Origin of the sequence: Streptomyces sp. NPDC046925 (genome assembly GCF_040644915.1) — a bacterium.
Taxonomy (GTDB): domain Bacteria; phylum Actinomycetota; class Actinomycetes; order Streptomycetales; family Streptomycetaceae; genus Streptomyces.
The window spans coordinates 288,856-313,061 of the sequence record NZ_JBEYWZ010000002.1 but is presented as its reverse complement, the minus strand read 5'-3'; the positions used below and the strand labels follow the sequence as shown (position 1 = coordinate 313,061).

Below are 24,206 nucleotides of genomic sequence, written 5' to 3'. Positions count from 1 at the left end.
ACACCGTGAACAAGTCCATACGCAACAGAACCCTTACGGGGACGGCACTCGCTCTCGCGGCGGCCACGGTGCTGACCGCCTGCGGAGGGGAGGGCACCTCCTCCGGCGCCAAGGCGGCGGACAGCGCGACCGATACACCTGCCGCGGTCAAGGAACCGCTGGTCGCCAGCTTCGACGGCGGTCTGTACGTCCTGGACGGCAAGAGCCTCGAGGTGACCAAGACGATCAAGCTCCCCGGCTTCAACCGGGTCAACCCGGCCGGTGACAAGGACCATGTGGTCGTCTCCACCGACACCGGCTTCCGTGTCCTCGACGCCACCGGCCAGGCCTTCACCGACATCGAGTACAAGGGTGCCAAGCCCGGCCACGTCGTGCGCCACGCGGGAAAGACGGTGCTCTTCACCGACGGCACCGGAGAGGTCAACGTCTTTGACCCCGCCGACCTGAGCGGTGGCAAGAAGCCGGAAGGTCGTACGTACGCCTCCGCCGAGGCACATCACGGCGTGGCCATCGAACTGGCCAACGGCGAACTCCTCAGCACTCTGGGCACAGAGGAGAAGCGGACCGGCACGCTGGTCCTGGACAAGAAGAACAAGGAGATCGCGCGCAACGAGAAGTGCCCCGGCGTCCACGGGGAGGCGGCCGCCCGGGACGAGGCCATCGCCGTCGGCTGCGAGGACGGCGTACTGATCTACCAGGACGGCAAGTTCACCAAGGTCGAGGCCCCCGACGACTACGGCCGCATCGGCAACCAGGCCGGAAGTGACGCCTCGCCGGTCCTGCTGGGCGACTACAAGACCGACCCGGAGGCCGAGCTGGAGCGGCCCACCCGCGTCTCCCTCATCGACACCGAGAAAAAGAAGCTCAGCCTGGTCGAGCTGGACACCAGCTACTCCTTCCGCTCGCTGGCCCGCGGCCCGCAGGGTGAGGCACTGGTCCTCGGCACCGACGGCGCGATCCGCGTGATCGACCCGGCGAGCGGCAAGGTCGAGAAGAAGATCCCGGCCGTGGGCAAGTGGCAGGAACCGCTGGACTGGCAGCAGGCACGGCCCACCCTGTTCGTCCGTGACAAGACCGCCTACGTCTCCGACCCCAGCAAGAAGGCCCTGCACGCCATCGACCTGGCGACCGGCAAGAAGACGACCTCGGTCACCTTGCCGAAGAGCACCAACGAACTGTCGGGAGTCGTCGCGGGACACTGACCGCGCGCCCTGTCCCCGCGGCTCTCGATCCGCGGGGACAGGGCGCACACCGAGAAGGTGCGGGCGCCGTTACGAAGTGGTGCAGGGCTCGCACAGGAGGCCCTGGGCGAGGCGTTCGAAGGCTGCCTTGGTTCCTGCTCCGGCAACTCCGTCGATGTCGCCCTTGTAGTTCCAGTTGCTGTGCCTGAGCTTGCGCTGCAACGCCTTGATCGTTCCGCTTCCGACGATCCCGTCGATGTCGCCGTTGTATCCGTGTGCTTTGAGGTGGCGCTGGAAAGCCTTCCAGCTTCCGGTGCCGAGATATCCGTCGATGGCCCCCTTGTAGCCGTGGTGCCCCGCCAGCCACTGCTGCACTGCCTTGGCCTGCCTGCGGTCGAGGCCGAGGTTGACGACTGCCTGTGTGGTGGCGCCGGAAGCACTCGTCGTCGCTGCCTTCGGCGCCCCGGCGGAAGACGCCGCGAAGCTGGTTCCCGCGGTCGCCAGGCTCGCACAGGCGAGACCGGCAACAAGAGCGAGGCTGACGAGTGGGCTGGTCAGAACTTTCGTGCGCATATACCGCTCCCCGTTGTCGAACCACACTCGGCGCGAGCACGCCAAGCGGTTCGCCGAGACTATGCGGCACGCGGACCAGATCCCCGCACCTGTGGATCCGTTGTGACTGCCGAGTGACGGAACCGGTGCACTGGGAGGCCTGAGGGGCGGGGCACTCAGGCGCGGCCCGTCAACCAGCAAAGTTGGAGGGCCAGTTGCCGGGCCGATGCACTTCGGGCATTAGGGGCGTGTCTGAATCGAGGTGAGAACGCGGGGGCTCGCGCGCTCCACCCGTGGGTTGGCGGATGAGGCTCAGGGGTGCATGACGATCTTCCCTACGTGCCCCCTGCGGGCGAGTTCTTCCTGCGCCTTGGCGGCCTGGTCCAGGGGGAAGGTCGCGGCGATGAGTGGGTGGATCTCGGCCCCGCGGGCCAGGTCCATCAGGAGACCGAAGTGCGTGGGGGTGTGCATCGCGGAACCGATGACCTGGGCGTTGTGGAGGTAGAGGCGGCGCACGTCGAAGGTCACGTCGTAACCGCCCAGTGCGCCGGCGATGACCCACCGGCCCCCTTCGCGCAGCAGCGGCAGCCCGTCACCGACCAGGTCGCCGGCCACGACGTCGAGTGCGACGTCGATGCCCTCCGGGGCGGCGACGCGGAGCTGCTCGGTGACGTCCCCGCCGCGGTCGACGACCTCGTGTGCGCCTGCGTTGCGCACCGCGTCGATCTTGGCTCCGCTGCTGATGGCGACCACCTTGGCGCCGCGCGCCCGGGCGATCTGCACCGCCGCGATGCCGACGCCGCCGGAGGCTCCCGAGACCAGGGCGGTTTCGCCCTTGCGGAGCCGGCCCCGCTCGATCATGCCCAGCGCCGTGCCGTAGGCGGTCGGCAGCGTCGCGAGCTGGTCGTCCGTGAGCGGGGATTCCGTCACGTCGTGTACGCGCTCGGCCGGCGCCGTGACGTACTCGGCGTACCCGCCGTCGCGTTCGCTGCCCATCAGGCCCACCGGGTTGGCGTGCGGCCCCGCGCCGTCGTAGATCGCGGGGTCGACGACCACGCGGCGTCCGACGAGGCTTTCCTCGAGGCCGGTGCCGACGGCCACGACCCGGCCGGCTACGTCGGCGCCCTGGACGCGGGGGAAGTCGATCGGGCCGCGCCAGCCCGACGTCGCCTTCGGGTCTCCCGGACGGCCGTAGGCACCCTCGCGGGTCCACAGGTCGGTGTTGTTCAGCGCCACCGCGCTGACCTTGACCAGCACCTCTCCTGCCTGCGGGGCAGGGACGGCGACATCCGTCAGTTCGAGAACCTCCGGTCCGCCGTGCTCCGTGATTCGCACCGCTCGCATGGTCTGGGTCGCACCCATCGCTTGAACCTCCCTACGGGTATACTGATCGGTGAACATCTCCCACCGTACACCGATCAGTGAAGGGATCCGCAATGGAGGGACCAGCGGTACAGGAAGCGCGGCCCATGACGCCGGCCGGCCTTCGCATCGTGGCGGCCGCGGAGGAGCTGTTCTACGACCGCGGCATCACCGCGGTCGGCGTGGATCTGATCGCCGAGCGCTCCGGGGTGACCAAGCGGACCCTGTACAACCGGTTCGGTTCGAAAGACCACCTCGTGGCGGCCTACCTCACACAGCGCGACCAGCGCTGGCGGTCAGTCGTGCGCGCCGCCGTCGACGCCAGCGACTCTCCCGTCGATGCCGTCACCGCCCCCTTCGACGCACTGCGGACCTGGAGCGCGGCCAACACCCGCGGATGCGCCTTCATCAACGCGCTCGCCGAACTGCCCGACCCCGCGCATCCCGCACACCGCATCGCCGCGGACCAGAAGCTCTGGCTGCTGAACCTGTTCGCGGAACTCGCGGCGGCAGCGGGCTGCTCGTTCCCGGACACCCTCGCCGCCCGACTCCTCGTCCTGCACGAGGGCGCCCTCGCCACGCAGCCCCTCTCGCTCGACACCCTTCCGCACGCCGCTGACCTGGCACGGTCCCTGACCAGGGCCAGCAGGGAATCCGCCCGCTGAAGCCAGGCCGGCGCAGGGCCGGGCGGACCCCGGGGAGGGGGCCCGCCCGGCCCGGTGTGCACGGTGCTGCCGTCAGCGGGGCGCTACTCGAGCAGCTCCGCGTACGAACCCATGGCGAGCGCGATGTCCGCCTGGGCCCAGAACCGGTGGTACGTGAACGTCGGCGCCGCGCCGCCCGCCAAGTAGGCCTCGACCTTGGACCAGTTGGGGTCGTCCTCGTAGAAGGAGCGCAGCGAGGAGAAGGTCGACGAGGAGTCGATCTTGTCGCCGTTGGGCATCGTGCCCGTCCAGCCGCCCGGCACGTAGACCGGGTCGTCGAACCGGCTGTAGTCGGCCCGGGTCTCGGGCACGGCGATGCCCAGCGCGTCCTGGTCGTGCTCCCACATGCCGTCGAGCAGCGCCTTCGCCGTCGACTTCGCCCGCGCGTCACCCGACTTGGCGCCGTAGTACGTCAGGGTCTTGGCGTAGGCCGCGGCGACACCGACGTCGTTGGTGTAGTCGGCGACCGTGACGTGAAGACCGCTGTTGGCGCCGGGACTTGAGGCGTTCCAGGTGTCGGGCTTGCCCGACCACTTGAGTGTGGAGGGGATGCGGAACGTGCCGTCGGGGTTGACGGTGGTCTCGGACAGGGCCCAGTCGACCCACTTGTCCAGGACCGTCTTCGCGTCGGCGTCGCCCGTCTGCTGGTAGTACTCGGCGACGCGCTCCATCGACCACGCCTGGAAGCCGAACCACTGGTTCGACGGCGGGTCGTGGTAGACGGGCGCCTCGTCGTAGTACATGCCGTAGAACGTCGGAGTGCCGGACGGCGGGGTGCCGTAGCTGCCGCCCCAGCTGTTCGTCGCGCCGCCCGCGATGGCGCCCTCGTCCGACTGCAGCCAGCGGTAGAACTCCAGCTGCCGGTCGAGCGACTTGGCCCAGTCCGCCTGTCCGGTGGCCGACTTGGGCTTCAGGTCGGCGGCCGAGGAGAGCGCGTAGGCGGCGAGGGGGTTCTGGTAGCCGCCGTGCGTGTGGCTGGAGCCGATGCGCCAGGACCAGCCCGCCGAGGTGTCGGTCGCGCCGCCCCAGGCGTAGTACCAGGACATCAGATAGTGCGAGGCGTCCTTGCCGGTGCCGGCCGGGCAGCTCGTCGGCCCGGTGCAGTTGCCGACCTTCTTGAAGTACTTGTCGTACATCGAGTAGCGCAGGTAATCGCCCATCTTGGCGGCCTTGCCGACCGTCGCCGAGATGTCGGAGTCCTTGCCCTGCTGCTTGGCCCACAGGTTCGCCCAGTAGGCGGCCTGCACCGCACGCGCGTCGGCGTCCGGGGCATTGGTGAACTTCCACTGCTTGGCATAGGAGGAGTCACCGGTGAACAGGTCCAGGTACCCGTTCTTGCCGCCGTACTTGAAGGCGTCGCACGTCGGCTGCGGCACCGTCTCCCACACCGACTCCTGCGCGCCGCGCTGGAAGGTGTTGATGTAGGAGGGGCCGGTGGCGGACGGGCCCGCCTCGCACTTGCCGGGTTCGTTGCCGTAGCCGTAGACGTTGTCGACGTCCTGCAGCCAGTGCATGCCGTAGATGTCGTCCGTGCCGTACGCGCTCTTCAGCTCCCCGGCGATCGGGTCGCTGCCGACGGAGACCGACGGGTCGAGCTTCGCCGGGTACTGGGAGGGCAGGTCGTGCTCGGGCGCGTACGTCGCGGGCTTGGAGGCGTTGTAGGAGGAGTTCGTCGGCTGGTCCGCGTGGGTGGGGATCATGTACTTCTCCATGATTTCCCACGCCCCGTTGAACTTCGACCAGTCGCCGCTGACCTTGCCGTACATCGCCTGGAGCCACAGGAGGTAGCTGTAGGCCTCCGACGTCGTCTCGTGGCCGTGGTCCGGCGCCTCGACGATCAGCGTCTCGACCGAGTGGTAGGGAACCCCCTCCGGCGAGAAGTAGCCGTTCGCCGGGTTGGTGATCTTCCCGTAGAGGTCGAGGAAGCGGGCGTCGTACGTCTTGGACGCGGCGAGCTGCGTGACCGTGACCGCGGCCTTGGTGTGGCCGGGGGCCGTTATGCCGAAGGTGGCCGCGCCCGTGCCGGAGGCGTCGGCCGCGATGGTCACCTTCTGCGCCGTGTTCCAGTTCGACGGCGTGAAGGTCAGGCTCGCGCCGGAGGAGACGGACAGGCCCGTGTTGCCGCTCGTGCGGGCCGTGGAGACCGTGACGTTCGAGGCGGGCTGTGTCGACAGCTTCACGTCGAAGGTGCCCGACTTGCCCTGCTGGACACCGAGTTGGCTCGGAGTGGCGACCAAGGCGGGGCCCGCCGCGACGGTGATGCCGACCGGTGTCGACTCGCCGGACGCCCCCCGGCTGTCGTACGCCTTCGCGTACAGGGAGTGCGTCCCGGCCGTCAGGGCGTCTGCGTCGAGCCCGTACGGGGCGGTGGTGTCCGTGCCGAGCAGGGTCGTGTCGTCGTAGAACTCGACCTTGTCGATGCCGGCCCCGTCGGCTGCCGCGGCGGTGGCGGCGAGCGGGACGGCGTCGCCGGCCGAGTAGACCGCGCCGGCCTTCGGACTGGTGAGCACCGTGATCGGCGGCTGATGGGCGCCCGCGCACGTGGTGCCGTTGACGGCGAAATCGGTGGGCGCTGAATTCGCGCCACCGTAGGTGAATTGCGCGCCTGCCGTGGCGGCGGCGCCGGGTGCGATCTTTGCGTTGTACGCGAGGCTTTTCGCGGTGATCGCTTTTCCGGACTGCGACCAGGTCGCATTCCAGCCGTTGGTCAGTTTCTGGTTGCCGCCGTAGGTGTAGGTAAGGGCCCAGCCGTCGATCGCCGCGGTGCCGCGGTTGGTGATCGTCAGATCGGCGGTGAAGCCGGAGCCCCAGTCGTTGGTCTTGTAGTCGATGCTGCATTCAACTGCCGCAGCGTCAGCGGTAGTTGGCAGAGCGGTGAGGGTGGCGAGCGGTAGTGCCAGGGTGGCCGCGACAGCGGTCCACAGCCGCCGGGCCCGTCTTTGTGGCATGGCCCTGGTTCCTCCTTGCGGTGCAGAGAGCGAGGGGTGGGGTCGTGATGTGGCGTCACAACCTGTGAACCAGTGGGAGCGCTCCCAAGGATGGGGACGAGGGAATTGAGGGTCAAGAGGCTTGAAGAGTCGAATTAATTCGACAGAAGAAAATTCGGAACTCCTCTGTTGCTTGACGGCAGTTCCTTCTCTACAGTCCACCAGCAACCAGTGGGAGCGGTTCCACCAGTCGACGCACCGGCCTCGTGCCGGTCGCGCCCGAGCTGCAAGGAGTCGCTCATGCGCCACCCCCCGCGTCATGCGTTACAAGCAACCCTGCTCGCGTTCGTCGTCTCGGCGGCCACGCTCGCCCCCCTGTCCGACGCCGCAGCCGCGGCCGCCCCCGCCTGCTCGGTGGAGTACTCCGTCACCGGGCAGTGGGACAGCGGCTTCCAGGCCGCGGTGAGGGTCACCAACCACGGTGCCGCCAAGGACAGCTGGAGCCTGTCGTTCGCCTTCGCCGACGGACAGAAGGTCACTCAGGGCTGGTCCGCGAAGTGGTCCCAGTCCGCAGCGGCCGTGACCGCGACCAATGAGTCCTGGAACGGTGCGCTTCCCTCCGGCGGAAGCGTCTCGGCCGGGTTCATCGGATCGCGGTCGGGCGCCAACACCGCTCCGACCGCCTTCAAACTGAACGGCGTCACCTGCGACGAGGACACCGACCCGACCGATCCCACCGACCCGACCGACCCGGGCGGCGACGGCGAGGCCCCGGCCCTGAAGGTCTCCGGGAACAAGCTCGTCGACGCCTCCGGCACCACCCGCCGGATCCTCGGCGTGAACCGCTCCGGCGCCGAGTTCATGTGCGTACAGGGCTACGGCATCTTCGACGGCCCGGTCGACGACGCGGCCGTCGCGGCCATCGCCGACTGGAAGTCCAACGCCGTCCGCATCCCCCTCAACGAGGAGTGCTGGCTGGGCCTGGACAACATCAAGCCCGAATACGCGGGCGCCAACTACCGATCCGCCATCAAGGAGCTGGTCACCAAGGTCAAGGCCCACGGCATGACGCCGATCCTGGAGATGCACTGGTCCTACGGTCAGTACACCGGGAACTCGGCCGGCTGCGGCGACATCCACGCCACCTGCCAGAAACCGATGCCCGACGCCCGGTACGCGCCGAGCTTCTGGTCGTCGGTCGCAAGCTCCTACAAGGACGATCCGACAGTCGTCTTCGACCTGTTCAACGAGCCCTATCCCGACCGCGCGACCTCCAGCATCTCCGACGCGTGGGCCTGTTGGAAGGACGGGGGCACCTGCCCCGGCATCGGCTACGAAGTCGCCGGCATGCAGGACCTCGTCGACTCCGTCCGTGCCACGGGCGCCGAGAACGTGATTCTCGCGGGCGGTCTCGCCTACTCCAACGACCTCGGCCAGTGGCTCGCACACCGGCCGTCCGATCCGGCCGGCAATCTCGCCGCGGCCTGGCACGTCTACAACTTCAACACCTGCGCCAGCGAAAGCTGCTGGGACTCCACGCTCGCCCCCGTCGCCGCCCAAGTACCCCTTGTGGCCGGGGAGATCGGCGAGAACACCTGCTCGCACGGGTTCATCGACCGCGTCATGAAGTGGTTCGACGACCGGAAGCTGTCGTATCTCGGCTGGACCTGGAACACCTGGGACTGCTCCTCCGGGCCATCCCTCATCAGCTCGTACGACGGCACACCGACGGCGTTCGGGGCCGGTCTGCGCGATCACCTGCGCAGCGTGAACGGATGACGGCCCCGCAGCCCGCGAGCACCCCGCACCGCACGACCCTCCTCATCTCAGGAAAGGGACACCGCACACCATGAGCCGTATCAGATCGCGAGCCGGCACCGCCGTGCTCACCGCCCTCGCCCTCACCGGCGCCGCCGGTGCAGGCACCGCCGCCGCCCAGCCCGACGCCGGGACCGCTGCCGCCGCCTGCAGCGTCGAGTACAAGGTGCAGAACCAGTGGGACAGCGGCTTCACCACCGCCGTCACCGTCACCAACAACGGCGCCGCGGTGAACAACTGGAACCTCACCTGGTCCTACGCGGGCAACCAGAAGGTCACCAGCGGCTGGAACGCCGACATCTCCCAGTCCGGCGCCGCCGTCACCGCCAAGAACGTCTCCTACAACGGCACGCTCGCCACCGGCGGCTCCGCCTCGTTCGGCTTCAACGGCACCTACAGCGGCAGCAACGCCCTGCCGACCACGTTCAAGCTGAACGGCGTCACCTGCAACGAGGAAACCGACCCGACCGACCCGACCGACCCGACCGATCCCACGGACCCGACCGAACCCGGTGACCGCGTCGACAACCCCTACGCCGGCGCCAAGGTGTACGTGAACCCGGAGTGGTCCGCGAAGGCCAAGGCCGAGACCGGCGGCTCCCGCATCGCCGACCAGCCCACCGGCGTCTGGCTCGACCGCATCGCCGCCATCAACGGCGTGGGCGACGGCATGGGCCTGCGTGACCACCTCGACGCGGCCCTCGCCCAGAAGGGCAGCGGCGAAGAAGTCGTCCAACTCGTCGTCTACGACCTGCCGGGCCGCGACTGCGCCGCTCTCGCCTCCAACGGCGAACTCGGCCCCACGGAGATCGACAAGTACAAGACGGACTTCATCGACCCGATCGCCGCGATCCTCGCCGACCCCAAGTACGCGGCTCTGCGCATCGTCACCACGATCGAGATCGACTCGCTGCCCAACCTCGTCACCAACGTCTCCGGCCGGCCCACCGCGACGCCCAACTGCGACGTGATGAAGGCCAACGGCAACTACCAGAAGGGCGTCGGCTACGCCCTCGACAAGCTCGGTGACATCAAGAACGTCTACAACTACATCGACGCGGGCCACCACGGCTGGCTCGGCTGGGACGACAACTTCGGCGCCTCGGCCGAACTGTTCAAGACGGCCGCCTCCGGCAACGGCGCGAAGCTCTCCGACGTCCACGGCTTCATCGTGAACACGGCCAACTACAGCGCGCTCAAGGAGAACAACTTCGCCGTCGGCGACACCGTCGCGGGCAAGTCGGTGCGCGAGTCCAAGTGGGTCGACTGGAACCGCTACACCGACGAACTGTCGTACGCCCAGGCCATGCGGACCAAGCTGGTGTCGCTCGGCTTCGACCAGAACCTCGGCATGCTGATCGACACCTCCCGCAACGGCTGGGGCGGCACGGCCCGGCCCGCGGGACCCGGCGCCACCACGGACGTCGACACATACGTGGACGGCGGGCGTTACGACCGCCGCATCCACCTGGGCAACTGGTGCAACCAGTCCGGTGCCGGCCTCGGCGAGCGGCCGCAGGCCAACCCGGCCACCGGGATCGACGCCTACGTGTGGATGAAGCCGCCGGGGGAGTCGGACGGTTCGAGCAAGGCCATCGACAACGACGAGGGCAAGGGCTTCGACCGCATGTGCGACCCGACGTACACCGGTAACCCGCGCAACAACAACCACATGTCCGGGGCGTTGCCCGACGCACCGGTGTCCGGGCACTGGTTCTCCGCCCAGTTCCAGGAACTCATGAAGAACGCCTACCCCGCGCTGTAGACACACAGAACAGCGCTGTAGGCACACGGAACAGCGCACACCGCCGGGGCCCGGGAGCGCACAGCCCGGGCCCCGGCGCACTGTCCGGTTCGGGGACTCCCTCCGGAGACGGCTCGGGGAGCCCTCTCCGGATGGCGGGAAGCGTCAGGACGACGGCGACGGCTGCGATCTGCCACACCGCGCCGAAACCCAGGACCCCGGAAGTGCCGACCAGTGCGGAGACCGGCCCGGCTGAGGCCAGCGCGATGGGGCCGAGCACGAAGGCCCCGAAGGACGCATAGGCGTTGACGCGGGCGAGCATGCCGGGCGGCACCTGCCGCTGGGTGGCGGTTGCGTAGAGCGTGCCGCAGACCGCCGACCCCGCGCCGGCGATCAACGTGGTGCCGCAGATCCACGGCAGCGATCGGCCGGTGGCGAGCGCGGCAGAGGGAAGGGACCAGCCGACGGTGGCCAGCGTGGCGACAAGGAGCGGCCTACGCGGTCGGCGGCCGAGCATGACCAGCCCGCCGGCCACGGCGCCGCCCCCGTAGAGGGCCATGGCCAGTCCCCATCCGGAGGCCCCGCCGAGCCGTTGCTCGGCGATGACGGGGCCGAGGACCAGGAAGGGCCCCCAGACGAAGAGGTTGAAGAGACAGACGTGTGCGGTGATCACCCACAGCCAGGTGCGGGACCTGAACTCCGTCCAGCCTTCGGCGAGATCCCCGAAGAACGAGGGGGCCGTAACGCCGGACGAGATGGCGCGGGGCAACAGCAGGAGGGCGACCATGCTCACGGCGTAGCTTGCCGCGTCCAGCGCGAGCACCGCGGACGCGTCCAGCGCGGCGGTCAGCAGGCCCGCGAGCACCGGACCCGCAACGGCGGTGGCCGAACGTGTGATCTCCAGCAGGGCGTTGGCGTCGGACAGGGCCTCCCGGCTGACGATGTGCGGCACAAGAGCCCCCAGGGCCGGGGTGAACACGGCCTCCGCGGCACCCCAGAGGGCAACGAGCGCGACGAGTGTCCACAGCCTCGGTCGGCCGTCGAGCAGGACCGCCACCAGACCGAGTTGCGTGAGACAGCGCACGGCATCGGCCGCCAGCATCGCCTGACGGCTGCCGAGCCGGTCGCTGATCACCCCGCCCGCGAGCAGCATGAGCACCAGCGGCAGGATCCGGGCGGCCAGGACCCAGCCCAACTCGGTTCCACCGCCCCCGGTTTCCAGGACCGCGAAGGTCAGCGCGATGGAGGTCATCGCCGAACCCAGCAGCGAGGTGGCGTATCCGAAAAAGAAGCGGCGGAAGTCACGCTCACGCATCACCGCAAGACGTTGATCAAGGGGCATGAGCGCAGATTGCAGGGCCGGGGCGACGACACGCCAGAGCCTTCGACGCAATACCTTGAGTCGACCCCAGTCAACTTATGCTGGCTACAGCCCTGTCGTTTCGGTGATTTACTGCGATCACGCACCGGAACGAGAGCCGAGGGCGGTCACGTGAGTCAGCCAGTGGAGTACGCGGTCGCCGTCGAGCGTTTCTTGTCCGGCGCATCCCTGAGCACCAACTCGCGCCGGATCTACCGCATCGCCCTGACCACCTGGGCGTGGGCCTTGGCAGATCGCCCGTCACCGGCAGGCGAAGAGCGCCGCAACGCCGCGCCGCCGACCCTGCCCCTGGCCCTGTTGGACACCGGCCACGCTGCGGACCGGCTGCAGAAGGCGCTCGCCGCCCGGTCGGCGACCGTCGGCCCGCGCACGGCCAACAGGGAACTGTCCGTTCTTGTCAGCGCGGTCAGGTGGTGGCGCGCGGAGGGCTGGCTGACCGGCAACCCCACGGCACGACTGCGCCCCCTCTCCGTATCGGCCCCACCGGACGAGGGGGCCCGTATCACCACCCGCCAGGCCCGGCACGTCCTGGCGTTGCCCGCCCCGCTGCGCGAGCAGACCCTCTGGCACCTGGTGTACGAAGCCGGCGCGCCCGTCGAACGCCTCCTCGCCCTGGACGTCGACGACCTGGATGTGCCCCGCAGCAGAACCCTGCGGCGCACGAACCCGCCCCTGCGCTGGGGAGCGGGCACAGCGCGCCTGCTCCCCCTGCTCGTGGTCGGCCGCCTTGACGGGCCGCTGTTCGTCACCAACCGTGGTCGGCTCTCCTACCGCCGCGCAGCCGAGATATTCAAAGCCGCCACGCGCGCAGCCGATCCGCGGGAACACGGATGGACGCTCCATCAGTTCCTGCTGGCGGGCAGGCAAGAGGGCGCTCGCTGAAGAGAACGGGCGGTCGACATCGCCCGGCCTCACGACACCGCCGCCGCGCGTCACCCCTACTGCCATTAACTCATCTGGTCCCATTCGCCTCTCGCCGGGCCCGGCGCCAGCAGTTCCCGGCGCACTGATCGCCGCAGGTCGCAACGCCCTGCCCGGTGAAGCGGTCTGCCGAGGACCGCAGAAGGGGCTTCAGGTGCGGGGTGTTGACGGGCGCGTCGGCCGTCACCATGACGCGATCCGCTCCGCACCGCAGAGGTGTCCGGAGCGCCCGACGAAAGGACCACCAGACATGGTTGCCCCGGATTTCCTGACGGTGAAAATGGGACACGCCTTTGACCTCCTGGACGCCGACGGCGACGGCGCCCTGACGGAGGCGGATCACGTCCTCATGGGGCGGCGCATGGCGAAGGAGCTGAACCACGCACCCCATTCCCCCAAGGAGGAAGCGCTGGTGGACGCCTATCGCCGCGCCTGGCAGGAGGCACACCAGCAGAACGCGGACAGCGAGGGCAGGATCACCCGGTCCGTCTACGTCAGTTCGGTACGGGACCTCTTCAGTGACGCGGCGCTTGCGGACCAAGTCTGTGACCGGGTCCTGGATTCGCTCATGAGCATCGCGGACATCGACGGCACCGGGGAGCTCACCCCGGACGCCTACCGGGCGTACGTGCTGGGGCAGTCGCCGAGCCTGGCGTCCGACAAGGTCGACGAGAGCTTCCGGCGGGTCGACCGGGACGGCAATGGCGTGATCTCCAAGGCCGAACTCAAGCAGGCCGTGGTGGAGTACTTCACCAGCAGCGACCCCGGGGCGCCGGGCAACTGGCTCTTCGGTCCGCCGCCGGTGGCCGCCTGACAGCAGGCGTGCCGGGCGGTCTGTGCTCCAGCGGCTCTCGCTGCCCGGCTTGCTCGGCTGCCCCGGATATCCGGGGCAGCCGAGCAACTGTTGCCCCTGCGCCCGATGGTGTGGGCAGCATCCGTAAGCTCCGGCCATGAAATTCTTCCGGCCGCGCGGCCGACGAAGCGACGCCGGGCAGGGCTCGGGGCCCTCGATGACCGGGGCCATAGCCCTGTACAAAGCCGGACGTTATGCCGAGGCGGAGGCCGAGGCTCGTGCCGTGGCCGGGGCGGGGCCACGCGACGACACGTATGCGACGCTGGCCCTGGGGCTGACCGCGAACGCCACGGGCGCCCAGGGCCGCCACGCCGAGGCCCTCGCCGCGTACGACGCGGCTCTACCGGCCTTTGGCAGGGTCTTTGGCGCCCATCACTGGCAGATCCTGAAACTGCGCTCGGAACGCGCCCATCATCTGACCGCGCTCGGCCGGCACGACGAGTGCGAGGCGGAGGCCGAGGCCGTCGCCCGGATCGCGGCCCGTGGCGCCGGTCCGGAGATGCAGGTCGTAGCGGCAGCCGCCCGCAACCAATTGGTCTTCGCCCTCAACGCGCAAGAACGCCACCTTGAGGCCGAAGCGCTCGCCCGCGAGACCCTGGCCACCCTTCCCGGACCTGTACCGGACCGGATGTCGCTGGTCCTGACCCTCGGCCTGGCCCGCAGCCTCAACGGCCAGGCCCGCCACGAGGAAGCCCTCACCGAAGCGGAGAGCGCCGGCAAACTGCGCCACAGGCTTCCCGTCGAAGTGAGCCGCCCGGAGACCGGCGCCGTCGAACTGGCCGTGGCCACCGCCCTCCTGGGCCTGCACCGCAGTTCCGAAGCCCGCCACCAGGCCACGGCCGCCCACGACGCCTGCCTGGCCTCCTTCGGTCCGGAGCACCGCCGCACCGTCGAGGCCCGGACGCTGCTCGACCGCATCGACGGCGTCTGACGCGCCGAACGATCCCCGTTCAGCGGGCGGCGGCCAGCACCGCCGCGAGGCCCTCTCGCAGGTCCTTGACGAACTGCCCGGGAACCTCCAGCGACGGGAAGTGTCCGCCGGCCTCGGCCTCCCTCCACCGGACGATCTGCCGGTACCGCTCCTGAGCCCAGGGGCGCGGGCACTTCTCGACGTCGCGGGGGTAGGCGGTGATGGCCGACGGGACGTCGACCCGGAGTTCGGGGTCCAGCGAGTTGTGGCTTTCGTAGTAGATGCGGGCCGCCGATGCGCCGGTCCGCGTCAGCCAGTACAGGGTGACGTCATCGAGAACGCGGTCTCTGGAGATCGTCTCGAACGGGCTGTCTTCGGTGTCCGACCACTCGGCGAACTTGTCGAGGATCCAGGCGAGAAGACCGACCGGTGAGTCGACGAGCGAGTAGCCGATGGTCTGCGGTCGGGTCGCCTGCTGCTTCGCGTACGCCGCACGGTGACGCCAGAAATCGCGGGTGTCCTCGGCCCACGCGCGCTCGACCGCCGTCAGCCCGTCCGTCGTCAGGCCGGGCGGCCCCTCCGCGAACGTGGTGTGTATGCCGAGAACATGCGCCGGAAACCTGCCGCCGAGCACTGTGGTGATATTGCCTCCCCAGTCACCGCCGTGGGCCACGAACTTGCTGTACCCGAGCCTCCCCATCAGCTCCACCCAGGCGGCCGCGATCTTCTCGGTACCCCACCCGGTGGTGGCCGGCTTGTCGCTGTAGCCAAAGCCCGGCAGCGACGGGATCACGACGTGGAACGCCGGCGCGTCCGCGTCGTCGGGATCGGTCAGCTCGTCCACTACGTCGATGAACCGGGCAATGCTGTCCGGCCAGCCGTGCGTGAGGATCAGAGGAGTGGCATCCGCGCGCCCGGATCGGCGGTGCAGGAAATGGATTCCCAGGCCGTCGATGGTCGTACGGAACTGGCCGATCCGGTCAAGGCGTTCCTCGAACGCCCGCCAGTCGTAGCCGGTGCGCCAGTAGTTCACGACATCGACGAGGTCGGCGAGCGGAACGCCCTGCTCCCATCGGCCCGTGCCGGGCGCGGCGCCGGCGACCGTCTCGGCCTCCGGCAGTCGCGCCGCGGCCAGCCGGGCGCGCAGCTCGTCGAGGTCGGCATCAGTCGCGTGGGCTTCAAATGCTTCCACGCCTGCTTCTACGTCTGCTTCCACGTCGCTGTTCGGACGGGGCATGGGACCTCCTGGCCGTCGCGGAACCGGCTACGTCCTCATGTGAACCGGCTAAGACGGTTCTAGCAGTTCTCCGAGCCGCGCTGCAACCGGCTAAGGTGGTTCCATGTCTGCCGCTTTTCCTGATTTCCGCCTCGGCGCCGTGCTGGCGACCAGCTTCACGGGGACCCTGTCGGAGCGTCATGGCGACCCTGTGGAGCGCATTCCGGTGCCGCACCGACTTGTCGACTGGATGGGCGTGTACGGCCTCGACGTGGACTCCTGCACCGCTGCGCAGCTCGACCTCGCCCGCGAACTGAGGGAGTCGATCCACGCCGCCGCGACAGCGGCCGCGCTCCAGGAGGATCTCCCCGCATCGGCTGTCCAGGTCATCAACGACTTCAGCGCTCAGGGCCGGGCCGCAGCGATCCTGACGCCCGAGGGCGAGCGGCAATGGCGGCTCGGCTCGGCCTCCCGCGTGGAAGACGCCCTCAGTGTGATCGCCGCCGACGCGATCAGCATCATCGCGGGCGAACGGGACGGAAAGCTGGCCCTGTGTGCGTCACCGACCTGCCGGGCCGCCTTCTTCGACGCCAGCCAGAGCCGCACCCGCAGATGGTGCGACATGAACACGTGCGGGAATCGTCAGAAGAAGGCGCGCTTCAACGCCAACCAGCGCAAGAACCCCAGACCAGCCGATTGACCGTCAACTCCTCAGGTATACAGGGGTCATGGCAACCTTCGTGCTCATTCACGGCGGCGGCGACAGCGGCTGGTCCTGGCACCTCCTGGAAGCCGAGCTGCGCGCGCGGGGGCATGAGACCGTCGCCCCGGACCTGCCGTCGGACCGCCCGTCCGCCGGGCTCGGCGAGTACGTCGATGCCGTGGTCGAGGCCGTCGGCGAGCGGCAGGACCTCGTGATCGTCGGGCATTCCTACGGAGCGTTCACCGCACCGCTGGTGGCCGACCGGCTCCGTGCCGACGTGCTGGTGCTGCTCGCCGGGATGATCCCCGAGCCGGGCGAGCGACCGGACGACTGGTGGGAGAGGACCGGCTGCATCCAGGCCAGGGACGCCGCGGGCCTCTCCGCCATCGAGGACCCCTTCGAGAGCTTCTACCACGACGTGCCGCGCGAGCTGGCCGAGGAGGCCATGCGCCGGGAGCGGGCGGAACACTCCCGTGCGGGTGGCGAACCCTGGCCGCTGACGGCCTGGCCCGATATGCCCACGAAGTTCATCGTGTGCAAGGACGACCACTTCTTCCCGCCCGAGTTCTTCCGTGACTTGGCGCGCAAGCGGCTGGGTGTCACGCCCGACGAGATCGGTGGCGGCCACTGCGTCGCGCTGAGCCGGCCGCAGGTGCTGGCGGAGCTGCTGGTGGGATATCTCCGACCTAGCGGCTACCGAAATCGGGAAGAGTGACCGAGCCGTCCTCGGCGAGAGGGAATCCGGGATTGTGCGCGATCTCCCAGGCGTGGCCGTCCGGATCGACGAAGGCACTGGAGTAGAACCCGATGGCGTTCGTTGCCGCGGGTTTGGTGATGGTCCCGCCGGCCCGCTCCACCACTGCGAGCAGAGCATCGACCTCTGCCTCGGACCGGACGTTGTGGGCCAGGGCGATCCCGCCGAAACCGACCGCCGGTCCGGGCTCAAGGCCGCAGTCCTCCGCCAGTTTGCCGCGGTCCCACAGAACGAACCCGAGCCCCCCGGCCTGGAAGAAGACGGTCTCCTCCACTTCCTGCCCCTGCCAGCCCAGAGCCTCGTAGAAGCCCTTGGCGCGCGCGAGATCGGAAACTCCCAGGGTGACCAGAGTGATGCGCTGTTCCATGTCGTCACGCTACTTCCGCGTCGGTGATGGTCAACTTTGCCCCGCGCAGCGGGAGCAAGCCCATGGGCGGTCGTGCTCCCGATGGGAGTGCCGCAGGCCGGTGCTGGGGTCGGCGGTGAGCGGTTCGCCGTTGTGGTGTGTGGCCATGACGGTGGAGGCGGCGGCGAAGTCGGCCATGCGCAGGTTGGCGCTGTATCGCAGTGTCCAGGCGTCGGCCACCAGGCCGGGCTCCCGGTCGATGCGGGCCAGTGACGACTCGACGGCCCGGTCGCGCTCGGCAGGCTCGGCGATCACCGGTCCCCGTACCCGTACCTGCCGTCCGAGAGCGGGCCAGTGGAAGGTGAGGGCTGCTTGCCTGGCTCTCGGAGGCCGCCGTCGAGGCCCGGCTGCCCGATCCGCACGCCATGACGGTCTCGACGGTGGACGAGACGGCGATCCGTGGGCCAGGGTCCTGATCCTGAAGAACGTCGATGCGGACGGCTGGCAGTTCGCCGCGCACGCCGACAGCCCCAAGGGCCGACAGCTGGCCCAGCGGCCCAGCGCGCGGAGGCCCGCAAACGGGTGTTGCCCGGCCCTCGTGAGGGCCGGGCAACACCGTCTTGAACGGCAGGCGCGATGCGCGCCGCTCAGTTGCTGCAGGAGCCCTGTCCCAGGACGCCGAGCCCGCACAGCAGGTTGAGACCGAGGCCCGTGGGACCCTCGTCGCTCTGGGAGTTGGGGGCCGGCGGCGGGTCCACGGGGGTCGCGGTGGCGGCGGTTGCACCTCCCAGCACGGTGACACAGGCAAGGGCTGCAGCGGCGGCTATGGTGCGGAAACGCATGGGAGTTCTCCCTGGTTGAGTACGGGGGTTCTCTTCCATCCCAGGGGCGTCCTCTCCGACCCGCAACTAGGGGTACGCCGATGGTGCCCGCGAGAGCCACCGCAGGCCGGGGGAGTGCCGCGACAGGTTGCGGGACAAGGGACAGGGGCCAAGGGACAAGGGACAAGCTCGGCGAGGAGGCCGACGGTGACCAAGGGGCCCAGGCGTCGTCACCCGTTTGCCGCAGTGAGCTGCCTGCGGGAGGGCCATCGGGCCGGCCCGCGGACATGCTGGGTGCAGGGGTCCGAGCAGGGACCGGACAAAGAAACCGGTACTGCTGCCAGAAGGGATCCGCCATCAAAGCGAACGAGTGGGACCGCAGCCCCCTGCAGCTCCTGTCGAAGCATCTGGTCCACGGTGTCGAGGACGATCAGTGGGAGCGGGCTCACCGGGATTTCCGTACATGCGGATTTGCCAGAGTCCCTTTCCTCGCCCCGGACGACACCAAGCGCGCGGTCGCCGGCGAAGTCGAGACCCTCGTCGCCGATCACGGCGTGCGGCGGGAGATGAGCCTGAAGGAAACCGGGGGCACACCGCGGCTGATGCGAAATGTCCGCCACCGGGAGATCAGCGCACACGGCTCGGTCCTCCCGGCGGTGTACCGGGACGCGGCGTTCCTGAAGGCCCTGGCCATCATCGCGGGCGAGCCGGTCCTCGAATGCCCCTACGAGCCGGAGCGGTATGTCATCACGGAACTGCGGCACTCCGGTGACACCCACGGCTGGCACTGGGACGACTACAGCTTCGCGGTCGTGTGGGTCGTGGCCTGCCCGCCGGTGGAGCACGGCGGATTCGTCCAGTGTGTGCCCCGCACCCACTGGAACAAGGCGGACCCCCAGCTGCACCGGCAGTTCATCGGCCGGTCCATCCACTCCTTCGAACTCGGCCCCGGCGACCTGTACTTGCTGCGTGCCGACACCACCTTGCACCGGGTCTACCCGCTGACCCGGGGCCGCCGGCTGATCGTCAACATGGGATACGCCTCCCGGGCCGACCTGGGCAAGAGCGTCAGCCACGAGACCATGGACAGCCTCTGGAACGAGGCCCCCGAGGAACAGACCGCCTGACGCCGCCCACGGGGGCTACTCGTGGGAAGTGTCCCGGGCCGGGCCACGAAGAGACGATGCGGACGAGGGCGCGGGAAGGTCTCCGGTGTTGATGATGTGGTGGGCGACGACGGTGAGCAGAAGACGATGATGGCGGGCATGGCGGCGCATGACCTTGAAGGCGTCGTCGAGGGAGATGTCGCGGTAGGCGGCGAGGAATCCTTTGGCCTGTTCGATGGTGATACGGCTGTGCAGGGCGGTGTGAAGTTGTTCGTTGAGGGTCTCGGTGCGCTGCACGGAGCGGGCGTGGAGCAAGCCGATGGTGGCCGCGTCGGCGAAAGCCTGGGCCAGGGCGAGGTCGTCGGCAGGCAGCGGGCTGTCGGTGGCACGCAGGAGCAGCAGGCTGCCGATGGTCTCCTGCCGCAGACGCAGGGGGACGGCACTGGCGTAGGTGTAGCCGGTTTCGCGGGCCAGGTCGGTGAAGTCGAGCCAGGCTTGGGGTGCTTGGGCGAGGTTGCCGGGGGCGATGGTGCTGGCGGTGCGGTAGGCGTCCAGGCCCGGTCCTTCGCGCAGGGCCAGGTCCAGCACCTTGGACAGGGCCGGGCTGGGGTCGCACGGGGCGGGGCTGTACAGATGCGCCCCGGGGTAGGCCAGCAGGACCGCTGCGTCAGTGATGGCGAAGATGTCGCAGCAGCGGACCGTCAGTTGCTGCAGAAAGTCGATGACGTCGAAGTCGGCGACGAGGGTGTCGGCGAGTTCGACGAAGGTTTCGGCGATCTTTCGTTCTCGGCTCATACGGTGACTCCTTGGTGCCCCGGCGCCCTCGAGGGGCCCGCGCCGGGCGGTCGGTTCAGGACGGCAACTCCCGCTGGAGGACCTCGCGGGCGGTTTCGGTCAGGGGCCTGCCGGTCGCGAAGGCCCGGGCGCGCAGCCGGACCAGCGCCTCTTCCACCGGCACGCCGAGCCGGCAGCTGAGCACGCCGGTGGCCTGGTGTACCTCGGCCCAGTGCAGGTCGACGACGCCGGCTCTTCCCGGCTCGTTGGGAGCGATGACAGCGCCCGATCGCCAGGCGAGCAGACGGCCGGTCAGTGCGTCGGCCACCCGCAGCCCGTCCGCCGCCTGCAGTGTTGTCAGCGGTCCCGTCCTCTTGCGGTACCCCGTCAGCGCACCGAACCGCGCCGCCCCCGACCGGATGGGCCAGACGAACGCCGCCCGCACGCCCAGGACCCGAGCGGCGGCGGCGAACTGCGGCCACCGCTCACCGGTGTCCAGGTCCGCCGCCTGGTACGGAGCTTCGCTGAAGTCCGCCGTGAGGGCGGGGCCCTGCCCCAGGGTGAACTGGGCGTCCTCCAGCCGGGCGCTGATGTCGTCGCTGAACCACATCAGTTCCGCGCCCCACCGAAAGGAGACCGCGATCCCGTCCAGCCCCAGTGCATGCGCGCACTGCACCGCCCACACGCGGCGCTCGCCCGCATCAACCACCTGCTCCATGCTGTCGAGCAGTTGCTGCACGGACATCTGGTGCTCCATCGATGGGCCTTGCGCGTCGAAGGGGTAACCGCCGCGCAAGACAGTTACTTTCCGTACGGGGAAGGTTACTGGGTACGGCCTTGAGGGGGTGCCGCTTTCGTGAGGCGGTCCGGACCTGTACGGGTCGTTCCGGTGGAGTGGCTGTCTCGTGCTGAGGTGCCTTGTGGCGTAGAGGAAATGCGTAAGCCTTCGCGGGTCCGGGCGCCGGCGGGGGAGGACAGTGGGGGCAGGGCGCACCGCCCGCGATGGCTCCCCTCCACGGTCGGTGCTGCCCGGCTGTGGGCGTCGACCATGCGGGAGTTCGTCGGCGTCCATGGCTGTGTCCGCGTCACGCCGCGTCCGCGTGCGGTCTCCTACCGATCCCGGCGTAGCGCAGTAGGGCCGCTTCCGCTCAATCACGTTCGCATACCGTCTCGTCGGACGGGCACCCTTACTCTGCCCCCAGTCCCCGGGCGCGCGGTGAGGCACTACCCCTGAGCGGCCGGGACCACGCTCTGCAGCGAACGCAGCCCCGGCCCGGACGTCCTCACCTCCCGGTCCGGGGCCACTCCCGCGCCCCCGGGCCCGTGGGGACACCGGTGCGAGGGAAAAGGGGAGCCATGCCCCGCACCGGTGCGGCCGCCGCCGAACCGAGCGATCCGTCGGCGGCCGCGTCCTTCTCTCCCGCGCAGGCCGAAGACGCACGGCCCCCGCAACTGGCCCCCGCGCACGCGTCGTCACGGGAAACCGGCCGTTCACGGCTGGGTTCACTACTTGATCCAAGTGTTCACCCGAGGAGTCCTGGTGCCTGCTCGGCCGCATGCGCCAGGATAGCGAAACGGTAACAGGTCTAGCCCCAACGCCCCAGGATGTCCTGGGGCGTTGGGCTGCGCAGCCACCGCCCCGCTCTCCCCGCATGGAGGAACACGTGTCGTCGCACGGCATATCCCGTCAGGGCGTATCCCGCCGTTCGCTCCTCGTCTCGGCCGCGGCCCTCGCCGCCGCCGGCCCGCTCGCCGGCGTCGCACCGGCCCTCGCCACGAACCGGGCCAGGACACCCAAGGTCCTGGTCATCGGCCTGGACGGCGCCCTGCTCGGCAGAATCAAGGACGCCGACGCTCCCGCGCTCAAGAGCCTGATGGGCGCGGGCCTGACCGCGCCGAGCAGCATCTACGCCGAGCCGCTCGCGCCGACCTCGTCGGGCCCCGGCTGGTCGACGCTCATCACGGGCGTGTGGCCCGACAAGCACCGGGTCGTCAACAACGAGTTCACCGGGCACAACCTCGCCGCCTACCCGGACTTCCTGACCCGGATCGAGGCCGCGAAGCCGTCCTTGCGCACCTACGCCGTCGTGTCCTGGAACCCGATCACCGACATCATCTTCTCCGCGAAGGTCGATGCGCGGGTGTCCACCCCCTCGGCCGAGTACGACACGGGAACCACCGCCCGTGCCGTCGCCGAGATCACCGGCGGCAACCCCGACGCCGTCTTCGTCCAGCTCGACGACATCGACCACGCCGGGCACGACAGCGGCGCCGCGAGCCAGGCTTACCTCGACGCGATCCACGGCGCCGACGCCCGGGTCGGCCAGATCGTCGACGCGGTCAAGTCCCGTGCCACCTACGGCGCCGAGGACTGGCTCATCATGATTACCGCTGACCACGGGCACACCGACCCGGGCGGCCACGGAGGCTCCAGCTGGCCCGAGCGCCAGACCTTCATGATCGCCACCGGCGGCACGGTCACACCGGGTTCGGTCCGCCACGACGTGCGCATGCCCGACATCGCCGCGAGCGCGCTGGCTCACCTGGGGATCGCGATCGACCCGGCGTGGGGCCTGGACGGGCGCCCCGTGCAGCAGCCCGCGCCGGACGCCTTCGACGCCCTGCGCGACAAACTGACGGGGCCCGTCGACGAGAGCGGCATCGGCGCCGGAGTCATCGGCTTCACACGCACCCCGCCCACCGGCTGGAGCATCGACAACTCCGCGATGGGCACGGGCGGCATCACCGAATGGCGCGGCTGGTCCTTCACCACGGACGAGTTCTGGACGAAGGCCGAGCGCGACCAGCGGCGCGAGCTCAACATCCGGGCCCGCAACGTGTTCGCGGTCGCCGACGGCGACGAGTGGACGGACAAGTCTTTCGCGGGGACCTTCGATTCGACGCTGGTCAGCCCCTCGTACGACGTGAAGGGCGGCAGCCGGGCCACCCTCACCTACACGACGTACTACCGCCAAGAGGCCCCGCAGAAGGGCGAGGTGCTCGTCTCGTACGACGAAGGGGCCCCGGTCACGGTGAAGACGTACACCGCGGACACCCCCTCCGTCGTCGAGAACATCACCCTCCGGGTCCCGGCAGGCGCCCGCAAAGCCCGGGTCCGCTTCCGCTACACCGGCGGCAACAACTGGTACTGGGTGATCGACGGGGTCACGATCACCGCTTCCTGAACCGGGCGAAGGGCGCGGCCGCTCAGGGAGCCACCGGCAGCTGGCGCTTGTGGTCGGTGAGGCGGTAGCGGCTGGTGATCGCTTCGAAGGCCTGCTCGTCGACCGGCTTGCCCTCCAGGAAGTCGTCGATGGTGTCGTAGGTGAGGCCCAGCGCGTCCTCGTCGGTCTTGCCCGGGTCGAGGGACTCCAGGTCGGCCGTCGGCGCTTTCCACACCAGCGCGGCGGGCGCGCCCAGCGCCTCGGCGACGGCGCGCACCCGGCGCTTGGTCAGGCCGGTCAGCGGAACCAGGTCCGCGGCGCCGTCGCCGAACTTGGTGAAGAAGCCGGTGAGCGCCTCCGCGGCGTGGTCGGTGCCCACGACAAGGCCGTCCTGCGCACCGGCCACCGCATACTGGGCGATCATCCGCTGGCGGGCCTTGATGTTGCCGTGGACGAAGTCCTGGTGGGCGGCGTCGCGGAAGGTCACTCCGGCGGCCAGCGCGGCCTGCAGCGCGGCGTCGCTGGCGGGCCGGACGTCCACCGTCAGCACGTGGTCGGCCCGGATGAAGGAGAGCGCGAGCTGTGCGTCGTGTTCGTCGGCCTGGGTCCCGTAGGGCAGCCGCATCGCGTAGAACCGCGCCTCGTGCCCGGCGGCCCTGGCCCGCTCGACGGCCAGCTGGCACAGGCGGCCGGCCAGGGTGGAGTCGACTCCGCCGCTGATGCCGAGGACCAGGGAGCGCAGACCGGTCGAGGTCAGCCGCTCGGCGAGGAAGGCTGTCCGGCGTTCGATCTCCTCCTCGGCCTCGAAGGTCTGGGCGACCTGTAGGTCCCGGGCGATCTCCTGCTGCAGGGCGTTGGACGCCGGCTCGCTCACGTCTGCTCCTTGGTTCCGGTTCACGATGTGCTGTGCACGACCCTAGCTTCACGGGCCACTCTGGTGCCGCGGCCCGCCCGACAGGCCCCTGCACC

At 69.6% G+C, this 24,206-nt stretch carries 21 protein-coding genes and 2 pseudogenes; 12 read left to right on the top strand and 11 right to left on the bottom strand.

Features of this window, described 5'->3' with window-relative positions:
• Positions 1–5 precede the first annotated feature (5 nt).
• Positions 6–1,202, top strand: coding sequence for a zinc metallochaperone AztD (aztD, locus tag ABZ906_RS07795; protein WP_361378830.1), 1,197 nt, complete (start codon positions 6–8; stop codon positions 1,200–1,202).
• Between the two features lie 69 nt (positions 1,203–1,271).
• Here the strand turns inward: aztD and ABZ906_RS07790 are convergent, their stop codons facing one another.
• Together ABZ906_RS07790 and ABZ906_RS07785 are read right to left on the bottom strand one after the other, a co-directional pair.
• A complete protein-coding gene (locus tag ABZ906_RS07790) occupies positions 1,272–1,754 on the bottom strand; it encodes a peptidoglycan-binding domain-containing protein (RefSeq protein WP_361378827.1) in 483 nt (160 codons plus the stop codon).
• Positions 1,755–2,045: 291 nt separating this feature from the next.
• Positions 2,046–3,095 carry a zinc-binding dehydrogenase gene (locus tag ABZ906_RS07785; RefSeq protein WP_361378824.1) on the bottom strand — a complete coding sequence of 350 codons (1,050 nt, stop codon included), beginning with the start codon at positions 3,093–3,095 and terminating at the stop codon, positions 2,046–2,048.
• 107 nt (positions 3,096–3,202) lie between these two features.
• Between ABZ906_RS07785 and ABZ906_RS07780 the strand changes: the two genes are divergently transcribed.
• On the top strand, positions 3,203–3,760 hold the full coding sequence (locus ABZ906_RS07780; protein ID WP_361378821.1) for a TetR family transcriptional regulator: 558 nt from the start codon (positions 3,203–3,205) through the stop codon (positions 3,758–3,760).
• An 83-nt stretch (positions 3,761–3,843) separates the two neighbouring features.
• Here ABZ906_RS07780 and ABZ906_RS07775 read toward each other — a convergent pair whose 3' ends face one another.
• Positions 3,844–6,747 carry a glycoside hydrolase family 48 protein gene (locus tag ABZ906_RS07775; RefSeq protein WP_361378818.1) on the bottom strand — a complete coding sequence of 968 codons (2,904 nt, stop codon included), beginning with the start codon at positions 6,745–6,747 and terminating at the stop codon, positions 3,844–3,846.
• A gap of 279 nt (positions 6,748–7,026) precedes the next feature.
• On the opposite strand from ABZ906_RS07775, the gene ABZ906_RS07770 reads away from it, so the two are divergent.
• Positions 7,027–8,505 (top strand): cellulose binding domain-containing protein, encoded by a 1,479-nt coding sequence (locus ABZ906_RS07770; RefSeq protein WP_361378815.1) that lies wholly within the window; start codon positions 7,027–7,029, stop codon positions 8,503–8,505.
• Between the two features lie 70 nt (positions 8,506–8,575).
• Positions 8,576–10,309: a glycoside hydrolase family 6 protein gene (locus ABZ906_RS07765; protein WP_361378812.1), complete on the top strand. Its 1,734-nt coding sequence runs from the start codon at positions 8,576–8,578 to the stop codon at positions 10,307–10,309.
• On the opposite strand, the gene ABZ906_RS07760 is transcribed toward ABZ906_RS07765, so the two are convergent.
• Positions 10,281–11,630: an MFS transporter gene (locus ABZ906_RS07760; RefSeq protein ID WP_361378809.1), complete on the bottom strand. Its 1,350-nt coding sequence runs from the start codon at positions 11,628–11,630 to the stop codon at positions 10,281–10,283. The genes ABZ906_RS07765 and ABZ906_RS07760 overlap by 29 nt on opposite strands.
• A gap of 150 nt (positions 11,631–11,780) precedes the next feature.
• On the opposite strand from ABZ906_RS07760, the gene ABZ906_RS07755 reads away from it, so the two are divergent.
• From ABZ906_RS07755 to ABZ906_RS07745, 3 genes are all read left to right on the top strand, one after another.
• Positions 11,781–12,551 (top strand): hypothetical protein, encoded by a 771-nt coding sequence (locus ABZ906_RS07755; RefSeq protein WP_361378806.1) that lies wholly within the window; start codon positions 11,781–11,783, stop codon positions 12,549–12,551.
• A gap of 289 nt (positions 12,552–12,840) precedes the next feature.
• Positions 12,841–13,404, top strand: coding sequence for an EF-hand domain-containing protein (locus ABZ906_RS07750; RefSeq protein ID WP_361378803.1), 564 nt, complete (start codon positions 12,841–12,843; stop codon positions 13,402–13,404).
• Between the two features lie 136 nt (positions 13,405–13,540).
• On the top strand, positions 13,541–14,374 hold the full coding sequence (locus ABZ906_RS07745; RefSeq protein WP_361378800.1) for a tetratricopeptide repeat protein: 834 nt from the start codon (positions 13,541–13,543) through the stop codon (positions 14,372–14,374).
• A gap of 19 nt (positions 14,375–14,393) precedes the next feature.
• Here ABZ906_RS07745 and ABZ906_RS07740 read toward each other — a convergent pair whose 3' ends face one another.
• On the bottom strand, positions 14,394–15,590 hold the full coding sequence (locus tag ABZ906_RS07740) for an epoxide hydrolase family protein (protein ID WP_361378797.1): 1,197 nt from the start codon (positions 15,588–15,590) through the stop codon (positions 14,394–14,396).
• Positions 15,591–15,693: 103 nt separating this feature from the next.
• On the opposite strand from ABZ906_RS07740, the gene ABZ906_RS07735 reads away from it, so the two are divergent.
• Positions 15,694–16,269: a CGNR zinc finger domain-containing protein gene (locus ABZ906_RS07735; RefSeq protein ID WP_361378794.1), complete on the top strand. Its 576-nt coding sequence runs from the start codon at positions 15,694–15,696 to the stop codon at positions 16,267–16,269.
• Positions 16,270–16,297: 28 nt separating this feature from the next.
• Complete coding sequence (locus ABZ906_RS07730; protein WP_361378791.1) at positions 16,298–16,987, top strand: alpha/beta hydrolase; 690 nt, start codon at positions 16,298–16,300, stop codon at positions 16,985–16,987.
• Here the strand turns inward: ABZ906_RS07730 and ABZ906_RS07725 are convergent.
• Positions 16,959–17,393, bottom strand: a complete 435-nt coding sequence (locus ABZ906_RS07725; protein WP_361378788.1) for a VOC family protein — start codon at positions 17,391–17,393, stop codon at positions 16,959–16,961. The two genes, ABZ906_RS07730 and ABZ906_RS07725, sit on opposite strands and share 29 nt — an antisense overlap.
• 198 nt (positions 17,394–17,591) lie before the next feature.
• Positions 17,592–17,753, bottom strand: a pseudogene (locus ABZ906_RS07720) (oxidase); the annotation flags it as partial.
• Between ABZ906_RS07720 and ABZ906_RS07715 the strand changes: the two are divergent.
• Positions 17,744–17,937 (top strand): annotated as a pseudogene (locus ABZ906_RS07715) (pyridoxamine 5'-phosphate oxidase family protein); the annotation flags it as partial. The pseudogenes ABZ906_RS07720 and ABZ906_RS07715 sit on opposite strands and share 10 nt — an antisense overlap.
• 82 nt (positions 17,938–18,019) lie before the next feature.
• On the opposite strand, the gene ABZ906_RS07710 reads toward ABZ906_RS07715, so the two are convergent.
• Positions 18,020–18,214: a chaplin gene (locus tag ABZ906_RS07710; protein WP_361196208.1), complete on the bottom strand. Its 195-nt coding sequence runs from the start codon at positions 18,212–18,214 to the stop codon at positions 18,020–18,022.
• A gap of 581 nt (positions 18,215–18,795) precedes the next feature.
• On the opposite strand from ABZ906_RS07710, the gene ABZ906_RS07705 reads away from it, so the two are divergent.
• Positions 18,796–19,320, top strand: a complete 525-nt coding sequence (locus tag ABZ906_RS07705; RefSeq protein ID WP_361378785.1) for a hypothetical protein — start codon at positions 18,796–18,798, stop codon at positions 19,318–19,320.
• A 15-nt stretch (positions 19,321–19,335) separates the two neighbouring features.
• Here ABZ906_RS07705 and ABZ906_RS07700 read toward each other — a convergent pair whose 3' ends face one another.
• Positions 19,336–20,094 (bottom strand): ANTAR domain-containing protein, encoded by a 759-nt coding sequence (locus ABZ906_RS07700; RefSeq protein ID WP_361378782.1) that lies wholly within the window; start codon positions 20,092–20,094, stop codon positions 19,336–19,338.
• A gap of 55 nt (positions 20,095–20,149) precedes the next feature.
• Positions 20,150–20,818 (bottom strand): ANTAR domain-containing protein, encoded by a 669-nt coding sequence (locus ABZ906_RS07695; RefSeq protein ID WP_361196214.1) that lies wholly within the window; start codon positions 20,816–20,818, stop codon positions 20,150–20,152.
• A gap of 919 nt (positions 20,819–21,737) precedes the next feature.
• On the opposite strand from ABZ906_RS07695, the gene ABZ906_RS07690 reads away from it, so the two are divergent.
• On the top strand, positions 21,738–23,258 hold the full coding sequence (locus ABZ906_RS07690) for an alkaline phosphatase family protein (RefSeq protein ID WP_361378779.1): 1,521 nt from the start codon (positions 21,738–21,740) through the stop codon (positions 23,256–23,258).
• A 22-nt stretch (positions 23,259–23,280) separates the two neighbouring features.
• On the opposite strand, the gene nadE is transcribed toward ABZ906_RS07690, so the two are convergent.
• Positions 23,281–24,111, bottom strand: coding sequence for an ammonia-dependent NAD(+) synthetase (gene nadE, locus ABZ906_RS07685; protein WP_361378776.1), 831 nt, complete (start codon positions 24,109–24,111; stop codon positions 23,281–23,283).
• Between the last annotated feature and the right edge of the window lie 95 nt (positions 24,112–24,206).